Origin of the sequence: Streptomyces sp. NPDC097981 (assembly GCF_040302565.1) — a bacterium.
Lineage (GTDB): Bacteria > Actinomycetota > Actinomycetes > Streptomycetales > Streptomycetaceae > Streptomyces.
On the sequence record NZ_JBEORW010000011.1, the window covers coordinates 51247 to 68712 of the forward strand.

The window sequence follows — 17466 nt, forward strand, 5'->3', positions numbered from 1 at the left end:
GCCCGGGGCGCCCTGCCACCAGGGGGGCGCCCCTTCCGCCTGCCCGGCCCGGTGTTCCGGCTAGCCGAGGACGGCGAGGGCGCGGTCACGGGGTGTCCTCCTTCTGCGGGGAGCCGGAGTACTCCCGGCCGATGGTGTCGGCGGTACGCAGGACCAGGGGCAGCAGTTCGAGCAGCCCCTCGGCGGTGACGACCACGCTCGGCGCGGAGACGGACAGCGCCGCGACGGCCCGCCCGTCCGGCCCGCGCACCGGCGCGCCGAGGCAGTTGACGGACTCCTCGTGCCCGCCCAGGTCGGTGGCCCAGCCCTGTTCCCGTACGAGGGCCAGCTCGCGCAGGAACGCCTGCGCGTCGGGTGTGGAGCGGGCCGTGTAGCGGGGGTAGTCGATGCGCTCGGCGAGGCCGCGCCGCTCCTCCTCGGGGAGGTCGGCGAGCAGCAGCTTCGCGACGGCGGCGACGGTGAGCGGGACGGGCCTGCCGATGCGGGAGTACATCCGGACGGGATGGCGGCTCTCGACCTTGTCGATGTACACGACCTCGTCGTCCTGGTGGAGGGCGAGGTGCACGGTGTGCCCGGTGATCCTGTTGAGCTCCACGAGGTGGGGGTGGGCGATGGTGCGGACGTCCAGGTTCTCCACGGCCTCCGCGGCGAGCGCGAAGAGCTGCGCCCCCAGCCGGTAGCGGCCGTCCGGCTGCCGGTGGACGAAGCCGTGCTCGTGCAGGGTGCGCAGCAGCCGCAGCGCGGTGCTCTTGTGGACGCCGAGTTCCTCGGCCACCTCACCGAGGCCCGCCGGGCCCTTCGCGAGCAGCGGCATGATCCGGAGCGCCCGCTCCACCGACTGGCTCACGCATGTCCCTTCGTCCCGCCCCGCCCGCTGCAGCTGCGCGGGGCGGCGTTGACCCGTCGTCACGCAGGATGCTAGACAGCAAGTGCCACATACCGCAACGGCCGTTGCAGTGGATGCAACGCAAGGAGGATTCCGCATGGGCAGCGACGCAGTCCGACGGCTCGCCGACGAACCGGTCGACCACCGGTTCAAGGGGCTGCCCCCCGACGCCGAGCGGTCCGCCCTCACCGTCGGGCAGCTGGCCGCCGAGAAGCGGAACCTCCACACCGGCGGGTTCACCACCCCCGTCCTCACCCTCGACGCCGACGCGCTGGAGCACAACCTCACGGCCCTCGGCGCGTACGCCGCCCGCCACGGCCTGGCCTTCGCCCCGCACGGCAAGACCTGCATGGCGCCGCAGCTCTTCCAGCGCCAGCTCGAACACGGCGCCTGGGGCATCACCGCCGCCGTCCCCCACCAGGCCCGCGTCTACCGCGCCTTCGGCATCCGGCGGATCTTCCTCGCCAACGAGCTCGTCGACCCGGCGGCGCTGCGCTGGGTGGTCGCCGAGCTCGCCGCCGACCCCGGCTTCCGCTTCGTCTGCTACGTCGATTCCGTGCGCGGCGTCCGGCTCATGGACCGGGCGCTGCAGGGGCAGTCCCGGGTCGTCGACGTGGTCGTCGAGCTCGGTGCCGGCGAGGGCGCCCGTACCGGCGCGCGGACCGACGACGACTGCCGGGCCGTCGCCGACGCCGTGGCCGAGGCCGCCACCCTGCGCCTCGTCGGCGTCGCCGGGTACGAGGCAGAGGTCCCCGGCGCCGATCCGGACTCCGTCCACGCGTACCTGCGCCGGATGACCGCCCTCGCCGTCGAGTTCGACCGGGACGGGCGGTTCGCCCCCGACCTGGAGGAGATCGTCGTCAGCGCCGGCGGCTCCGCCTGGTTCGACGCCGTCGCCGACGTGTTCGGCGAGCTCCCGGAGCTGTCCCGCCCCACCCTGCGGCTGCTGCGCTCCGGCGCGTACGTCTCCCACGACCACGGCTGGTACACCCGCCTCACCCCTTTCAACCGCGTCCCGGAGGAGGGCGGACTGCGCCCCGCCTTCCGGCTCTGGACCCAGGTCGTCTCCCGCCCCTCCCCCACGCAGGCCTTCGTCAACGCCGGCAAGCGCGACATCGCCTACGACCTGGGGCTGCCCGAGGCCGAGCTGGTCCGCGACGCCCTCACCGGCGAGGAGCGCCCGGCCACCGGCATCAGCGTGGTCAAACTGTCCGACCAGCACGCCTGGCTGGAGACCGGCTCGGCCGACGACGTGAACGTCGGCGACTGGGTGGCGCTCGGCATGTCCCACCCCTGCACGATCTTCGAGAAGTGGCCGCTGATCCCGGTCGTCGAGGCCGACGGGACGGTCACCGACTACGTCCGCACCTTCTTCTAGCCGAAGCCGGTGGACCTGGTCATCCGCGGGGCCCGCGTCGTCGACGGCACGGGCGGGCCCTCGTACACCGCCGACGTGGGTGTCCACGGGGGCCGGATCGCCGACATCGGCCGGATCCGGTCCGGCGGCCGGCACACCGTCGACGCGCACGGCCTCGCGCTGGCCCCCGGCTTCGTCGACATGCACGCCCACAGCGACCTCGCCCTGATCCGCGACCCGGACCACAGTGCCAAGGCCGCCCAGGGCGTGACCCTCGAAGTCCTCGGCCAGGACGGGCTGTCGTACGCGCCCGTCGACGACCGCACCCTCGCCGGGGTGCGGGCGGCCGTCACCGGCTGGAACGGGCCGGGCGACGACGTCGAGTTCACCTGGCGGGACGTGGCCGGCTACCTGGACCGGCTCGACCGCACCGGCATCGCCGTCAACGCCGCGTACCTCGTCCCGCAGGGCACCGTCCGCGCGTACGCACTCGGCTGGGACGGCCGCCCCGCCGGCCCCGCCGAGCTCGACCGGATGCGCGCCCTCGTCGCCGAGGGCCTCGCGCAGGGCGCGGTCGGCATGTCCTCCGGGCTCACCTACACCCCCGGCATGTACGCGTCCGGCGCCGAACTGACCGAGCTGTGCCGGGTGGTGGCCGCATACGGCGGCTACTACTGCCCGCACCACCGCTCGTACGGGCGCGGCGCGCTCGACGCGTACGCCGAGGTGATCGGGCTGGCCCGGGAGGCCGGCTGCGCGCTGCACCTCGCGCACGCCACCATGAACTTCGGCGAGAACGCGGGCCGGGCACCCGAGCTGCTCGCGCTGCTCGACCGGGCGCTCGCCGACGGGGCCGACATCACCCTCGACAGCTACCCGTACACCCCGGGCTGCACCACCCTCGTGGCGCTGCTGCCCGGTTGGGCCGGCGAAGGCGGCCCCGAGGCGGTGCTCGCGCGTCTGCGCGACGACGCCGAGGCCGAGCGGATCCGGTACGCGCTGGAGGTGACCGGGTCGGACGGCTGCCACGGCGTGCCCGTCGACTGGCCGGCGATCGAGATCTCGGGGACGGCGGATCCCGCGCTCGGGGCGTACGTCGGCACCCGCCTGCGGGACTGGGACGCCGCCCGGCGGCTGTTGCTGGCGGACCGGCTGGGGCCGACGGTCCTCCAGCACGTCGGCCACGAGGAGAACGTCCGGACGATCATGCGCCACCGGGTCCACACCGGCGGCTCCGACGGCATCCTCCAGGGTGCGAAACCGCATCCGCGGGCCTACGGCACCTTCCCGCACTACCTCGGCCACTACGTGCGCGAGCTCGGCGTGCTCTCGCTGGAGGAGTGCGTGGCCCACCTGGCCGGCCGTCCGGCGGCCCGGCTGCGCCTGCCCGACCGGGGGTTGGTGCGCACCGGCCACCGCGCCGACCTCGTCCTCTTCGATCCGGACACGGTCGCGGCCGGGTCCACGTACGAGAACCCGCGCGTACTGCCGGCCGGTATCCCGCACGTGCTGATCGACGGCCGGTTCGTGATGCGCGACGGACGCAGGACGGACGCCCTGGCCGGCCGACCGGTCCGCAGGACCCCGTACCGGGGCCGCTGATCAGGGCCGCCGACGGGGGCAACTCCGCTGCGCCGGACGGCACTTCGAGGTGTGCGGGCAGCCGTGCACGCCAGCGTTCGGGCGCGTCCGCCTACGATGGGCGGCATGTTCGCCTTTGTCCCCGCCGCGCTGTTTTTCGTCCTCTTCTGCGTGAGTGTGCGGGAGGACCGCCGGCGCTTCCGGAACGCGGTCCTCCTGGGCCTCACCCTGATGTGCGGGTCGGTCGGCCTGCTGTTCCAGATACCCCGGCTGCCGGCGCCGCTCGACGCGATCGCGGTGCTGCTGGTCCTGACCGTGCCGACGGCCGGCACGCTCGTCCTCGGCGCCTACCTGATCCGCAACGGCCTGACGATGGTCCGCAAGGAGGGCCGCAGGCCGACCAATCTGCTGTCCATGGCGGCGGGCCTCGGGATCTTCGCGCTGATCGCGCTGGTCCTCGGGGTGGCGGGCCGGGGCTCGCGGGTCGTGGACACGATGGTGGCGGGCCTGGTCATGCTCGTCGGCTACGTTTCCTTCATCTTCCTCTGCTTCCTCGCCTATGCCTTCCTCTACGGGCGGATCACGGTGCGCGGCGACGTCGACTACGTGGTGATGCTGGGCTCCGGCCTCATCTGCGGCGAGCGGGTGTCCCCGCTGCTGGCCTCCCGGCTGGAGAAGGGCCGGCAGATCCACGCCGCCCAGGTGGCCCGCGGCGGCCGGGTGCCGCTGCTGCTGGTCTCGGGCGGGCAGGGGACGGACGAGAGGCTCTCGGAGGCGCGGGCGATGGCCGGCTGGCTGATCGCGCAGGGCGTCCCGGAGGCGCAGATACGGCTGGAGGACCGGTCCCGCACGACGAAGGAGAACCTCGCGTTCAGCCGCACGATCATGGCCGGGGCGGATCCCGGCTACCGCTGCGTGGTCGTCACGAACAACTTCCACGCCTGTCGGGCCGCGATGGCGGCCCGCAGGGCCGGGGTCAACGGGCAGGTGCTGGGTTCTCCGACGGCCACGTACTTCTGGCCGAGCGCCACCCTCCGCGAGTTCGTCGCCGTGTTCTGGGAGCACCGGACGGTCAACCTGGGCATCTGCGCCGGGATCGTCGCGCTGACGGCGCTGGCGGCCGCCTCCGCGTGAGCACGCGGGTGCCGAGGTGCGTTCATGGTGGTGCCGCCGGAGGATGAGGGGACCGGGGGGCATTCCGAGGAGGTAACCGATGGACAGTGAATCGGACCAGCAGCCCAAGCGGCCGGCCAAGCTCTTCAGCGGCGGGGAACGGCCGTACGACCCCGAGGACCTCGTGATGGTGCAGGGCATGGAGCCGACTCCGGAGCGGCTCGAAAAGGCGCGCCAGCTGATCGAGAAGGAGGGGCCGCAGGTCATCGAGCGCTTCCTCCCCTAGCCCGGGCGGTGGCGCGGCACGGAAGCTGCTGGTGGCCCCGGCCGGGGACAGCACCCCGGGCCGGGGCCGCACGCCGTCGGTTCCTAGGAACCGGTGGTGGGGGCGGTTGCGGCAGGGGTGGTGGCGGCGCGCAGGTGCTGCGCGCCGGCGAGGACGTCCCACCAGACCGAGCCGAGCAGCATGGCCCCCGGGACGACGCCCGCGACCGCCGCGACGGCCGCCTGGGGGAAACCGCAGACGGCCAGCACCAGGCCCGCGGCGCCGCACGCCGACATACCGGCGCCGAGCCAGTGCAGCGACGGCATGCGCCAGATGGCCGCGAGCCCGAAGAAGTGCAGCCCGACCACGAGCGCGATCCAGCCCACCATGGCATGCGGGGTGTGCAGCACGAGGTCGACGAACAGGATCCCGGCCAGTCCGACGACCGCCTCGGCGGCCACCACGAACCGGTAGCGCCGTCCGAAGCCCGCCCTCGCCGCGGCCTTGGCCGGCCGGGACGCCGAGGCGCGGCGCAGCGCGAGGAACAGGCCCACGAACGCGAGCGCCGCGAGCACCCTCACGGGGATGCCGACGGCCGGAGGCAAGGCGGCCGCATTCACCTGCACGAAGGCGAGCCCGAATGTCGCGCCGATGAACCGGCCCGTGTTTTCCCTGGTCATGGGCGCATTTTCACCGATGTCGATCATGATGCACAACGTGCGGGGCGCCGGCCCCGCGGGGCCGGCGGGCGACCGCATCCAGAATCGGTGAAGGATCGTTAAGTCTCGCGGGGGGCCTGACTCGGAGGCACCGCCATGCAGACGATCACCATCGACTGGAACCACCCCACCGACCCGAAGCCGGGCCGCGAACGGGACCACGTACGGGACTACGTGGCGACGGGCGGACTCGACGGCCACCTCTGGCACGGGGTCCCCACGCTCCTGCTCACCACGGTCGACCGCCCCACGGGCCGGACCGCCCGGACACCGCTGATCTACGCCGAGGACGCGGGCCGCCACATCGTGCTCGCGGCCGGCTGGGGCGCCCCGGAGCACCCGGCCTGGTACCGGAGACTGACCGCCCACCCGGAGGTCCGCCTCCAGGTCGGCCCGGCCGTGTTCCAGGCCAGGGCCCGCACGGCGTGCCCGGCGGAGCGGGACGTCTACTGGCCGGCGATGACGGCCCTCTGGCCCCTCTTCGACGACTACCGGACGTCGGCGTCCCCCCGCGAGATCCCGCTGGTCGTCATCACCCCCTGACGACCCCGTGACGCCGCCTCCGCGGGCCCGCCCGAGCGCCGCGCCCCGGCCCGGTGACCACCGGCCGGCGGCCGGGCCGGGCCGGGCGCTCAGGCGACGTCGTAGACGGTCACGGCCACGTCCCGCGCGCACAGGGCCTCGGTGACCAGCGGCTCGATGCGGGACCACTTGCCGCCGGCCAGGCCGCAGCCGATACGGGGCATGTGGACCGAGGCGCCCAGTTCGAGCGCGTGCCCGGCGAGCGCCGCCAGACAGCGCTCCACCGCGTCATAGCGGATCGGCGGGCCGCCGCTGCCCGTGCGTATGCCGCGCTGGCCGACCATGTTGGCCACCCAGACGTCCGGCTTCACCCGGACCAGCTGCACCGCACCCAGGCCGAAGTCGTTGCCGCTTCGGCCCCGGTGCCAGGACCGGTACGCCTTCTCGGGCTCGGGCCAGCGCTTCGAGAGCGCCACCACGAACCCCTTGCCCCAGCCGCCGATGTCATTGCAGACATGCGCGATGATCTTCGGCCCAGCGGCCTGCGGGCTGGTCGCGTCCCCCGCGATGATCTTCAGCTGCTTCACTCCCGCCCCCTTTTCCGCCCACCCCGACACTACGGACGGCCACTGACAACCGCTCCGCCCGAGGGCTCCCGGCCGTCAGAGGTACTCGCGGGCGAACTCCACCGCCCACTCCACCGCCGCGACCGGGACACTGCCCGACAGCGGGTCGATGGCCAGCCGGGCCGCCTCCCAGCCCCGGCCGTGCTCGCGGTAGATCGCGAAGTGCGCCTCCTCGGCGTCCTCCCCGCCCCGCGATGCAACCAGGAACTCGATCGCCCGGTCGTCCCCGTCCGTTCCCGCCGTGCTGATCACCATGTCACCGACCACGAATTCCACTGCCCCGCCTCTCCCTCCGGCCCCTCGGGCAAGCCTGCGCCGTACCGCCACCGCGGCGCATGAGTGCGCGTACTCAGGCGCCGTACTCAGGCCCGCGCACAGGCCCGCACTCAGGCCCGTCCGCGCCCCGGGCGTGACGAGCGCAACACCACCGCTTCCCCGCCGCCCGACCCCACCCATTCCGCAGGCCGGAACGCCGCGCGGCCGCCGTTTCCAAGGGCGGACCGCACCGACACCCTCCCATCGCACGAAACAGGACATATCCCTCCCCCGACTCCCGCCCCGAATACTCCGGCGGACCGGCCACCGGGCCCGTAAGCTCCCGTCATGCAGGTGATCCAGTCAACGAAACTCGCCAATGTCTGCTACGAGATCCGCGGCCCCGTGCTCGAAGAGGCCATGCGACTCGAAGCGGCAGGTCATCGCATCCTCAAGCTGAACACCGGCAACCCCGCGGCCTTCGGCTTCGAGTGCCCGCCGGAGATCCTTGAGGACATGCTCCGCAACCTGGGCAACGCCCACGGGTACGGGGACGCGAAGGGGCTGCTCTCCGCGCGCCGCGCGGTCATGCAGCACTACCAGACCAAGGGCATCGAACTGGACGTCGAGGACATCTACCTCGGCAACGGCGTCTCCGAGCTGATCCAGATGTCGATGCAGGCGCTGCTCGACGACGGCGACGAGGTCCTCGTCCCGGCGCCGGACTACCCGCTGTGGACCGCCTCCGTCTCGCTGGCCGGCGGCACCGCCGTGCACTACCGCTGCGACGAGCAGGCCGACTGGATGCCGGACCTCGCCGACATCGAGCGCAAGGTCACCGACCGCACCCGCGCGATCGTGATCATCAACCCGAACAACCCGACCGGCGCCGTCTACGACGACGAGATGCTGCGCGGGCTCACGGACATCGCCCGCCGCCACAACCTGGTCGTCTGCTCCGACGAGATCTACGACCGGATCCTCTACGACGGCGCCACGCACACCAACACCGCCGCCATCGCACCCGACCTGCTGACCCTCACCTTCAACGGGCTCTCCAAGAACTACCGCGTCGCCGGCTACCGGGCCGGCTGGATGGCGGTCTGCGGCCCCAAGAAGCACGCCTCGTCGTACATCGAGGGCCTCACGATCCTGGCCAACATGCGGCTGTGCGCGAACATGCCCTCGCAGCACGCCGTCGCCACCGCCCTCGGCGGCCGGCAGTCGATCAACGACCTGATCCTCCCGGGCGGGCGGCTGCTGGAGCAGCGCGACACGGCGTACGACCTGCTGACGCAGATCCCGGGCATCACCTGCGTGAAGCCGAAGGGTGCGCTGTACCTCTTCCCGAAGCTCGACCCGGCCGTCTACAAGATCAAGGACGACCGCCAGATGGTCCTCGACCTGCTGCGGGCCGAGAAGATCATGGTCGTCCACGGCACGGGCTTCAACTGGCCCGAGCCCGACCACTTCCGGATCGTGACGCTGCCGAACACCAAGGACCTGGCCGACGCGGTGACCCGGATCGGCAAGTTCCTCGACGGATACGGCCAGCCCTAGCAGGCACGACGGCAGCAACGGCACTCGATGCCGGATCGAGCACAACTTTAGAACGGATCCAATGTAGGATGGTCTCCTGACCACGCAGGAGGCCTCCTCATGTACGAGCCGATCCGCACGAAGTCGGTCGTCCACCGTGTGGGCGGCCACCACTCCGACAGCCACTCCGACAGCCACTCCGACAGCCACTCCGGCTACCCGCAGAGCAGCCGCGGCGAAGCGCTGGACATCCAGCTCGCCGCCCACCTGGCTGCGCTGCTCGCCGTCACCGACGAGCTCGGCCTCGACGGCGCCGCCGTCCGGATCGCCGCCCAGGTGACCCGGCTCCGCGGCTCCGAGCCCGCCCGTGCACCGCGCGCCGACATCACCGGCGCCGCCGGGCTCGCCGCCCTGCACCAGCGGGCCCACGACCTCGCCGGCCGCGCACTGGTCGTCGCCGCGTCCCGCGCCGACACCACCGTCGCGATCCTCGCCGCCGAGCGCATGGACGCCCACGCCGCTGCCCTGGCCTCCCAGAACCTGGCCGGCAGCCTCTGATCGGCCCCGGTCCGGAGCCGCGGAGGCTCCGGACCGGGCGCCATGACCCCGCCGGGCCGGATCGGGCCGGGTTACGGGGTCGGGGTGAAGTCCGCGGCCGCGACACCGCACCACGGCACGGTCGCGACCGGCCACACCGGCCCGACCGCCTCGCCGCGCTCCGTCGCTCCCGGGGCCACCCCCGGGATCTTCACCAGCGCCTGGGCCGCCCGCTCGCCCGGCTCCGGATCGGCCTTCTCGCGGAACTCCACCGTGACGAGGTACGCGCCGACGCCCCCGGGGCGCCCCGCCACCTCCACCGCCGCGACCACGCGCCGGCTCCCGGCGTCGACCCGGCATCCGGTGACCCGTACGTCCTGCGCCGCGGGCCGCGGCGGCGCCGCGCCCGGCTCGCCGCTGGCCCACACGTACAGACCCAGCGGGGCGAACACCAGCAGGCCGGCCAGGACCGTCAGGCCGACCACCCAGCCCTGCCACTTCAACGCGCTCACGCCCATGGCACGATCCTCCCGGCCTGCCGCCCCGCCTGCCAGCACCGGCCGATCCACACAGCATTTCGAAGTGGGACCGCCTGGACACCCGGCGTTCATGCAACCTCGCCCGGAATGTGGGCTTCCGCGAGCACGCTGCAGCCGTGAGACGCATCCTAGGAATCGCCCTGGCGGTTCTCCTCCTCGGCGGCGTGATTGCCGTCGCGGTCCTCGGAGGAGACCCGGCCCCGCGCACGGCAACGAAGACCGTGAAAGGCGTCATCGGATCCGAGAAGTCCGAATACTTCCGTGATCCTGACGTCGTCAAAGCCCTTGCCGACAAGGGCTACACCGTGAAGACCGAAACCTCCGGCTCCTGGTCGATGGACCAGCTCGCCCTCAAGGAGTTCGACTTCGCCTTCCCCGGCAGCAGTGAGCCCGCCCCGGAGATCGAGGCCGCCGCCGGCGTCAAGGGCGCCCAGACCACCAAACCCTTCTTCTCCCCGCTCGTGGTCATCGCCCGCTCCAACGCCGCCAAGGTGCTCGCCGACAACGGCCTCGCCAAGATGACCGGCAAGAGCTCGGGGACCCTCCTCATGACCCCCTACCTCAAGGCCGCCGACGAGAAGCGCAGCTGGCAGCAGCTGTCCGGCTCCGCCGCCTTCGCCGAGCTGACCGGCACCGTGTTCATCAAGACCACCGATCCCGCGACGTCCAACTCCGGGGCGCTCTTCCTGGCCGCCACCTCGAACGTCGCCAACGGCAACAACGTGGTCTCCGACCAGGCCGGCATCGACCGCACCGCGCCCCTGATGCAGAAGCTGATCTCCGTCCAGGGCGCCCTGGAGCCGAGCACCGACGACCCCTTCCGGGCCTTCATCTCCGGCAGCGGCGAACCGCTCATCCTCGCGTACGAGTCCCAGGTGGCCGCACTGCTCCAACAGAAGCAGGCACCCGGTGACATGGTCGTGCTCTACCCGGACACCACGGTCAACTCCCCGCACACCTTCGTGCCGATCAGCGAGAACGCCAAGGAGCTCGGCTCCCTCCTCGCCACCGACCCGAAGCTGCGCGAGCTGGCGATCCGGCACGGCTTCCGGCCGCAGAACGGCGTGCCCAACTTCACCGCGGCCACGTCGGCGCACGCCGCGTACCTCAACCCCGAGCTGACCGGCATCCGCCAGGTCAGCGCACCGACCGTCAAGATCCTCATGGCGCTGGCCGCGCGCGCCAAGGGCTAGGGGGACCACCGGACATGACTCTGACACCGCCCGAGGGCAGCAGCCCGCTCGTCCTCACCGCCCCCGAGCCCGTCGCCCCCGTCAGGCGGGAACAGGCCTCGGGCCTCGTCCCGCTCCAGGACGGGGTGCGCGACGAGATGGCCCGCCGGGCCGGGGAGTACATCGGCTCCCTCGCCGGCATCGACAGCCGCTCCCCCGAGTTCGCGAGCCGCATCGGCGAGATCTCCGCACTCGGCGCCGCCGACATCCGCAGCGCCTCCCAGCAGTCCAACCGGATGCTCGACCGGGCCGTACGGTCCCTCGGCTCGGACGGGGGCGGCGACGCCCAGGCCCGGGTCGCGGGCTCCCTGGTCGAGCTGCGCCGCACCGTCGAGGACCTCGACCCGCGGGACACGCCCGCCAAGGGGGTCAAGGCGCTCCTGGCCAAGCTGCCCGGCGGCAACAGGTTCCGCGACCACGTGGCCAAGTACGCCTCGTCGCAGGCCACCCTCAACAAGATCGTGGGGGCGCTGCGCGGCGGGCAGGACGAGCTGCGCCGCGACAACGCGGCCCTGCACACCGAGAGGGCGCGCCTGTGGGAGACCATGGGCAAGCTCCAGGAGTACGTCGTGCTCACCGAGGCCCTCGACGCGGCCGTCGAGCAGCGGATCTCCGAAACCGGGTCCGCCGACCCGCAGCAGGCCGACGTGATGCGCTCCGACCTGCTCTTCCCGGTCCGGCAGAAGCACCAGGACCTGCTGACCCAGCTGGCGGTGTGCGCGCAGGGCTATCTGGCGATGGACGTGGTCCGGCGCAACAACGACGAGCTGATCAAGGGCGTCGACCGGGCCGCCACCACCACCGTCTCCGCGCTGCGGATCGCCGTGATGCTGGCCTCGGCCCTCGACAGCCAGCGCAAGGTGATCGAGCAGGTCGACTCGTTGCGTTCGACGACGGAGGAGCTGGTCCGGGGCAACGCCGGGATGCTGGCCACGCAGAGCGGGGAGATCCAGCGGATCGCCGCCGACCCGGCGGTGGGTGCGGAGACGCTGCGAACGGCGTTCGCCCAGATCTACCGGACGCTGGACACGATCGACACGTTCAAGGTGCAGGCCACCGAGAGCATGGCCGCCACCGTCGAGTCCCTGACCGGGGAGCTGCGGGCCGCGTCGGCCCACCTGGCCCGCACGCGCACCGCAGGCGTCCTGGAAGGCGAGGCCCGATGAGCGTCCTCGGCATCCGTACCGCATCGGTGCGCAGACGGCTGGCCGCGGCGGTCGCGCTGACCGCGACCCTGCTCGGGGCGTCCGCCTGCACCTCCGACGGGCCCGCGAAGCCCGCCGGGTCGAAGTACCAGGACGGCAAGCTGCGGGTGCTCGCGTCCAGCGAACTCACCGACATGGAGCCGGTGCTGAAGGCGGCGAAGGCCGCCACCGGGGTCACCGTCGAGCTCACCTGGTCCGGCTCCCTGGACGCGGCCGACCAGGTCTCCTCCGGCAAGGCCGACGGCAAGTACGACGCCATCTGGCTGTCCTCCAACGACTATCTGCGACTGCGGCCCGAAGCCGCCGGGAAGCTCAGCAGCGAGACCCCGGTGATGTCCTCGCCGGTCGCGCTCGGGATACGGCCGCAGGCGCTGGCCCGGCTCGGCTGGAAGCCGGAGGAGGTCACCTGGTCGGCGGTGCACGAGGCCGTCGCCGCCGGGAAGCTGACGTACGGGATGACCGACCCGGTGCGTTCCAACTCCGGTTTCTCCGCGCTGATCTCGGTGGCCTCCGGGCTGTCGGGCGCGCAGGCGGCCCTGACCGACGCGGACGTGAAGTCGGCCCAGCCCAAGCTGAAGGAGTTCTTCGCCGGGCAGAAGCTGACCTCGGGCTCCTCGGGCTGGCTGGCCTCGGCGTACACCAAGCGCGGGGACGTGGACGCGCTGGTGAACTACGAGTCCGTGCTGCTCTCCATGAACCGTGACGCGAAGACGGACCTGACGGTGATCCGGCCGCGCGACGGGGTGGTCACCGCCCACTACCCGCTGACCCTGCTGGCCTCGGCGCCGGCCGGGGCCCGCGAGTCGGGGCGGGCCCTGACCGACTACCTGAGCGGCGCCGACGTGCAGAAGACGATCACCGAGAGGACGCTGCGCCGGCCGGTGACGGCCGGGGTTCCGCCTGCGGCCGGGCTGAGCGCGGAGAAGAGGCGCGAGCTGCCGTTCCCTGGCACCCGGCCGGTCGCCGACGGGCTGCTGTCCTCGTACGAGAACGAGCTGCGCCGGCCCTCGCGCACGGTGTACGTGCTGGACACCTCGGGGTCGATGGCCGAGGAGGACCGCATCGGGCGCCTGCGGTCGGCACTCACCGAGCTGACGGGGACGGGCGGTTCGGGGCCCGGGCAGCGGTTCCGGGACCGCGAGGAGGTGACACTGCTGCCGTTCGGCGACAAGGTGAAGAAGGTGCTGACGCACGTGGTCGAGCAGGGAAATGCGGAGCCCGCGCTGGAGGCGATCCGGGGTGATGTGAAATCGCTCCGGCCGGACGGGGGCACGGCGGTGTACGGCAGCCTGAAAGCGGCGTACGAGCACCTGGGGAAGGGCAACGCGGACGCGTTCACCTCGATCGTGCTGATGACGGACGGGCAGAGCGACGACAAGGCGAAGGACTTCGACTCCTTCTACGCCCGGCTGCCGGACGCGCAGAAGCACACGCCGGTCTTCGCGGTGCTGTTCGGGGACTCGGACCGCAAGGAGCTCAAACACATCACCGAACTGACCGGCGGGCGGCTCTTCGACGCCACCGGCGTGGGGGTCCCCCCAGCGGTAGCTGGGGGAGGTTCACTGAACGGGGCCTTCGAGGAGATCCGTGGCTACCAATAAGGTGCTCGGCACGGGTTTTCTCCACTACCTGGAGTCGAAGAAGAACCTGGCGGGCAGCGCCTGCGGGGTGCTCGGGCTGGGCCTGACCCTCACCGGGGCCGCGGGCGCATACTGGCCGGCGGTCGTGGCCGGGCTGTACGGCGTGGGCGCACTGGCCGCCCCGCCGGAGCGGCCGGAGCCGCCCGAGCCCGAGGGGCCCACCGAGCAGCTGAACGGCGTACGGGAGCAGTTCGGCCGGCTGCGGGAGTACGTGGCCGAGGTGGAGCTGCCGGCTCCGGCCGAGGGGCGGCTCGGGGATCTGATGGAGCTGTACGCGGCGCTGCTGGAGCCGGGGTGGGTGGCCGATGTCCTGGCCGGCGAGCCGGAGTCGGTGCACGCGCTGTCGCGGGCGATCGAGCTGGACGTGCCGGAGTGCGTGGACACGTACAACCGGACCCGCTGGTGGACCCGGCTCACCCCGGGCGGGGAGTCGCCGGAACGCCATCTGGAGCGGCAGCTGTCGCTGCTGTCCGAGGAGGCGGAACGCGTGACGGCGGACCTCCGCGAAGCAGAGGCCCGCCGTCAGCAGACGCACACGACCTACCTGGAGGAGCGCGGACAACACTCCTGACAGGTATGACTTCCGGCCGGTGCTGCGGTGGGAACCGCTTGGTCGGGGGCTCCCACAGCGGTGGGCGCCGCTTGGTCGGGGGCTCCCACGTTCATTGGCCCTTCTTCAGGGCGCGGCCTGGCTCAGCCCAGGCGCTCGACGAGCGCGTGGTACTGGTCCCACAGCTCCTTGGGAGTGTGGTCGCCGTAGGTGTTCAGGTGCTCGGGGACCAGGGCGGCCTCCTCGCGCCAGACCTCCTTGTCGACGGTGAGGAGGAAGCCCAGGTCCTCGGCCGGGATGTCCAGGCCGTCGGTGTCCAGGGAGGCCACGGTCGGCAGGATGCCGATGGGGGTCTCGACGCCCTCGGCGGTGCCGTCGAGGCGCTCGACGATCCACTTCAGGACGCGGCTGTTCTCGCCGAAGCCCGGCCACACGAACTTGCCCGCGTCGTTCTTGCGGAACCAGTTCACGTAGTAGATCTTGGGGAGCTTCGCGGCGTCCGCGGACGCGCCGACCTTGATCCAGTGGGCCATGTAGTCGCCCATGTTGTAGCCGCAGAACGGCAGCATGGCGAACGGGTCCCGGCGCAGCTCGCCGACCTTGCCCTCGGCGGCGGCGGTCTTCTCGGAGGCGATGTTCGAGCCGATGAAGACGCCGTGGTTCCAGTCGAAGGACTCGGTGACCAGCGGGACGGCGGAGGCGCGGCGGCCGCCGAAGAGGATCGCCGAGATCGGGACGCCCTTGGGGTCCTCCCACTCGGGAGCGATCGTCGGGCACTGGGAGGCCGGGACGGCGAAGCGGGCGTTGGGGTGGGCGGCCGGGGTCTCGGACTCCGGGGTCCAGGCGTTGCCCTTCCAGTCGATGAGGTGGGCGGGCGCCTCCTCGGTCATGCCCTCCCACCAGACGTCGCCGCCGTCGGGCGTGAGCGCGACGTTGGTGAAGACGGTGTTCGCGTACATCGTCTTCATGGCGTTGGCGTTGGTGTGCTCGCCGGTGCCGGGCGCGACGCCGAAGAAGCCGGCCTCGGGGTTGATCGCGTACAGGCGACCGTCCGCACCGAAGCGCATCCAGGCGATGTCGTCGCCGATGGTCTCGACCGTCCAGCCGGGGATCGTGGGCTCCAGCATGGCCAGGTTCGTCTTGCCGCAGGCGCTCGGGAACGCGGCGGCGACGTACTTCGCCTCACCCTGCGGCGGGGTGAGCTTGAGGATCAGCATGTGTTCGGCGAGCCAGCCCTCGTCGCGGGCCATGACGGAGGCGATGCGCAGGGCGTAGCACTTCTTGCCGAGCAGGGCGTTGCCGCCGTAGCCCGAGCCGTACGACCAGATCTCGCGGCTCTCCGGGAAGTGCGAGATGTACTTGGTGGTGTTGCACGGCCACGGCACGTCGTCCTGGCCCTCGGCGAGCGGAGCGCCGAGGGTGTGGACGGCCTTGACGAAGAACCCGTCGGTGCCCAGCTCGTCGAGGACGGGCTTGCCCATGCGGGTCATGGTGCGCATGGCGACGGCGACGTAGGCGGAGTCGGTGATCTCGACGCCGATCGCGGAGAGCTCGGAGCCGAGGGGACCCATGCAGAAGGGGACGACGTACATCGTCCGGCCCTTCATGGAGCCGCGGAAGATGCCCTTCTCTCCCGCGAAGATCTCCTTCATCTCCGCCGGGGCCTTCCAGTGGTTGGTCGGGCCCGCGTCCTCCTCCTTCTCGGAGCAGATGAAGGTCCGGTCCTCGACGCGCGCGACGTCGGACGGGTCGGAGGCGGCGTAGTACGAGTTGGGGCGCTTGCCCTCGTCGAGCTTCTTGAACGTGCCCTTGGCGACGAGCTCCTCGCACAGGCGCTCGTACTCGGCCTCGGAGCCGTCGCACCAGACGACCCGGTCAGGGCCGGTGATCGCTGCGATCTCGTCCACCCAGGCGATCAGCTCTGCGTGCTGGGTGGGGAGGGTCGAACCGGAAGTGGGAGCCGCGTTGTCGCGCGCCACGATTGCTCCTTGTTGAGGGGTGTGTTTGGTGTTTGCCCCGTGGGGGCTGCGACCCGGATGCTTCGCGCTCCGCTCATCCGGTGCCGACCGCACTCATCTGATCATCCGGTGCATGTGCGCATATGTCCAGAGGGCCTCTCACGTGAGCATCGCCACTCCCGTCAATCTTCCGTAAAGCACACTGACGGAAACCTACGGACCCGTAGGTAGCATGGCGGCCATGACTTCTGACGCCGCCGCCGCTCCGGCCGCACCGGAGGCCAAGCCGCTGATGCGCGGCTGGCTGCACACCGGGATGTTCCCCGCCGTGATCATCGCGGGGCTGGCGCTGATGGCCTTCACCGAGTCGACCCGGGCCCGGGTCGCGTGCGGGGTGTACATCCTCACGGCCTGCCTGCTGTTCGGCGTCAGCGCGGTCTACCACCGCGGCACCTGGGGCCCGCGAGGCGAGGCCATCCTGCGGCGGCTCGACCACGCCAACATTTTTCTGATCATCGCAGGGACGTATACCCCGCTGACCGTGCTCCTGCTCCCGCCCTCCACCGGACGGACGCTTCTGTGGGCGGTCTGGATCGCGGCCGCCGCCGGAATCGCCTTCCGCGTCTTCTGGGTCGGTGCCCCGCGCTGGCTCTACACCCCGTGCTACATAGCGATGGGCTGGGCGGCGGTCTTCTTCCTGCCCGACTTCCTGCGCACGGGCGGCATCGCCGTCCTGGTCCTGGTGATCGCCGGCGGACTGCTCTACAGCGTGGGCGGCGTGATCTACGGCATGAAGCGGCCGAACCCGTCCCCCCGCTTCTTCGGTTTCCACGAGGTCTTCCACTCGCTGACGCTGGCCGCCTTCGTGGCCCACTACGTCGGCATCTCGCTCGCCGCCTACCAGCACTAGGCCGGGAACCGCGGAGCGCAGCGGAGCCCCGT

At 71.9% G+C, this 17466-nt stretch carries 18 protein-coding genes; 12 read left to right on the forward strand and 6 right to left on the reverse strand.

Going from position 1 to position 17466, the window contains the following annotated elements; translation table 11 throughout:
* Positions 1-85 precede the first annotated feature (85 nt).
* On the reverse strand, positions 86-847 hold the full coding sequence (locus tag ABTY04_RS13275) for an IclR family transcriptional regulator (RefSeq protein ID WP_352213472.1): 762 nt from the start codon (positions 845-847) through the stop codon (positions 86-88).
* A 136-nt stretch (positions 848-983) separates the two neighbouring features.
* Here ABTY04_RS13275 and ABTY04_RS13280 point away from each other — a divergent pair, with 136 nt between their 5' ends.
* From ABTY04_RS13280 to ABTY04_RS13295, 4 genes are all read left to right on the forward strand, one after another.
* Positions 984-2264 (forward strand): amino acid deaminase, encoded by a 1281-nt coding sequence (locus tag ABTY04_RS13280; RefSeq protein WP_352213473.1) that lies wholly within the window; start codon positions 984-986, stop codon positions 2262-2264.
* A 9-nt stretch (positions 2265-2273) separates the two neighbouring features.
* On the forward strand, positions 2274-3845 hold the full coding sequence (locus tag ABTY04_RS13285) for an N-acyl-D-amino-acid deacylase family protein (protein ID WP_352213474.1): 1572 nt from the start codon (positions 2274-2276) through the stop codon (positions 3843-3845).
* A gap of 105 nt (positions 3846-3950) precedes the next feature.
* Positions 3951-4958: a YdcF family protein gene (locus ABTY04_RS13290; RefSeq protein ID WP_352213475.1), complete on the forward strand. Its 1008-nt coding sequence runs from the start codon at positions 3951-3953 to the stop codon at positions 4956-4958.
* A gap of 79 nt (positions 4959-5037) precedes the next feature.
* Positions 5038-5223 (forward strand): hypothetical protein, encoded by a 186-nt coding sequence (locus ABTY04_RS13295; RefSeq protein WP_352213476.1) that lies wholly within the window; start codon positions 5038-5040, stop codon positions 5221-5223.
* A gap of 83 nt (positions 5224-5306) precedes the next feature.
* Here ABTY04_RS13295 and ABTY04_RS13300 read toward each other — a convergent pair whose 3' ends face one another.
* Positions 5307-5882, reverse strand: coding sequence for a hypothetical protein (locus ABTY04_RS13300; RefSeq protein WP_352213477.1), 576 nt, complete (start codon positions 5880-5882; stop codon positions 5307-5309).
* Positions 5883-6017: 135 nt separating this feature from the next.
* Here ABTY04_RS13300 and ABTY04_RS13305 point away from each other — a divergent pair, with 135 nt between their 5' ends.
* The gene (locus tag ABTY04_RS13305; RefSeq protein ID WP_352213478.1) at positions 6018-6464 is read left to right on the forward strand and encodes a nitroreductase/quinone reductase family protein; all 447 of its coding nucleotides are present in this window, start codon (positions 6018-6020) and stop codon (positions 6462-6464) included.
* Between the two features lie 89 nt (positions 6465-6553).
* On the opposite strand, the gene ABTY04_RS13310 is transcribed toward ABTY04_RS13305, so the two are convergent.
* Together ABTY04_RS13310 and ABTY04_RS13315 are read right to left on the reverse strand one after the other, a co-directional pair.
* On the reverse strand, positions 6554-7030 hold the full coding sequence (locus ABTY04_RS13310; RefSeq protein WP_352213479.1) for a macro domain-containing protein: 477 nt from the start codon (positions 7028-7030) through the stop codon (positions 6554-6556).
* Positions 7031-7105: 75 nt separating this feature from the next.
* Positions 7106-7345 (reverse strand): hypothetical protein, encoded by a 240-nt coding sequence (locus ABTY04_RS13315; protein ID WP_352213480.1) that lies wholly within the window; start codon positions 7343-7345, stop codon positions 7106-7108.
* 327 nt (positions 7346-7672) lie between these two features.
* Here ABTY04_RS13315 and ABTY04_RS13320 point away from each other — a divergent pair, with 327 nt between their 5' ends.
* A complete protein-coding gene (locus ABTY04_RS13320) occupies positions 7673-8884 on the forward strand; it encodes a pyridoxal phosphate-dependent aminotransferase (RefSeq protein ID WP_352213481.1) in 1212 nt (403 codons plus the stop codon).
* Positions 8885-8983: 99 nt separating this feature from the next.
* Positions 8984-9421, forward strand: coding sequence for an SCO4983 family protein (locus ABTY04_RS13325; protein ID WP_352213482.1), 438 nt, complete (start codon positions 8984-8986; stop codon positions 9419-9421).
* Between the two features lie 71 nt (positions 9422-9492).
* On the opposite strand, the gene ABTY04_RS13330 is transcribed toward ABTY04_RS13325, so the two are convergent.
* A complete protein-coding gene (locus ABTY04_RS13330; RefSeq protein ID WP_352213483.1) occupies positions 9493-9912 on the reverse strand; it encodes a hypothetical protein in 420 nt (139 codons plus the stop codon).
* Between the two features lie 143 nt (positions 9913-10055).
* On the opposite strand from ABTY04_RS13330, the gene ABTY04_RS13335 reads away from it, so the two are divergent.
* The 4 genes from ABTY04_RS13335 to ABTY04_RS13350 are packed head-to-tail and all read left to right on the forward strand — an operon-like array spanning position 10056 to position 14587.
* Entirely contained in the window at positions 10056-11132 is a 1077-nt protein-coding gene (locus ABTY04_RS13335) for a hypothetical protein (RefSeq protein ID WP_352213484.1), read from the forward strand.
* Between the two features lie 14 nt (positions 11133-11146).
* Positions 11147-12337, forward strand: coding sequence for a toxic anion resistance protein (locus ABTY04_RS13340; RefSeq protein WP_352213485.1), 1191 nt, complete (start codon positions 11147-11149; stop codon positions 12335-12337).
* Positions 12334-13977 carry a substrate-binding domain-containing protein gene (locus ABTY04_RS13345; protein WP_352213486.1) on the forward strand — a complete coding sequence of 548 codons (1644 nt, stop codon included), beginning with the start codon at positions 12334-12336 and terminating at the stop codon, positions 13975-13977. Before ABTY04_RS13340 ends, ABTY04_RS13345 begins: the two co-directional genes overlap by 4 nt.
* The gene (locus ABTY04_RS13350) at positions 13964-14587 is read left to right on the forward strand and encodes a hypothetical protein (RefSeq protein WP_352213487.1); all 624 of its coding nucleotides are present in this window, start codon (positions 13964-13966) and stop codon (positions 14585-14587) included. Before ABTY04_RS13345 ends, ABTY04_RS13350 begins: the two co-directional genes overlap by 14 nt.
* 122 nt (positions 14588-14709) lie before the next feature.
* Here ABTY04_RS13350 and ABTY04_RS13355 read toward each other — a convergent pair whose 3' ends face one another.
* On the reverse strand, positions 14710-16545 hold the full coding sequence (locus ABTY04_RS13355) for a phosphoenolpyruvate carboxykinase (GTP) (protein WP_352213488.1): 1836 nt from the start codon (positions 16543-16545) through the stop codon (positions 14710-14712).
* A 211-nt stretch (positions 16546-16756) separates the two neighbouring features.
* Between ABTY04_RS13355 and trhA the strand changes: the two genes are divergently transcribed.
* The gene (trhA, locus tag ABTY04_RS13360; RefSeq protein WP_352213489.1) at positions 16757-17434 is read left to right on the forward strand and encodes a PAQR family membrane homeostasis protein TrhA; all 678 of its coding nucleotides are present in this window, start codon (positions 16757-16759) and stop codon (positions 17432-17434) included.
* Positions 17435-17466 lie beyond the last annotated feature (32 nt).

Bases quoted from the DNA above. Each gene is read 5' to 3' on its own strand.
- ABTY04_RS13320 (WP_352213481.1), top strand. From the start codon at position 7,673: ATGCAGGTGATCCAGTCAACGAAACTCGCCAATGTCTGCTACGAGATC.
- ABTY04_RS13305 (WP_352213478.1), top strand. From the start codon at position 6,018: ATGCAGACGATCACCATCGACTGGAACCACCCCACCGACCCGAAGCCG.
- ABTY04_RS13280 (WP_352213473.1), top strand. From the start codon at position 984: ATGGGCAGCGACGCAGTCCGACGGCTCGCCGACGAACCGGTCGACCAC.
- ABTY04_RS13295 (WP_352213476.1), top strand. From the start codon at position 5,038: ATGGACAGTGAATCGGACCAGCAGCCCAAGCGGCCGGCCAAGCTCTTC.
- ABTY04_RS13340 (WP_352213485.1), top strand. From the start codon at position 11,147: ATGACTCTGACACCGCCCGAGGGCAGCAGCCCGCTCGTCCTCACCGCC.
- ABTY04_RS13290 (WP_352213475.1), top strand. From the start codon at position 3,951: ATGTTCGCCTTTGTCCCCGCCGCGCTGTTTTTCGTCCTCTTCTGCGTG.
- trhA (WP_352213489.1), top strand. From the start codon at position 16,757: ATGGCGGCCATGACTTCTGACGCCGCCGCCGCTCCGGCCGCACCGGAG.
- ABTY04_RS13300 (WP_352213477.1), bottom strand. From the start codon at position 5,882: ATGACCAGGGAAAACACGGGCCGGTTCATCGGCGCGACATTCGGGCTC.
- ABTY04_RS13345 (WP_352213486.1), top strand. From the start codon at position 12,334: ATGAGCGTCCTCGGCATCCGTACCGCATCGGTGCGCAGACGGCTGGCC.
- ABTY04_RS13325 (WP_352213482.1), top strand. From the start codon at position 8,984: ATGTACGAGCCGATCCGCACGAAGTCGGTCGTCCACCGTGTGGGCGGC.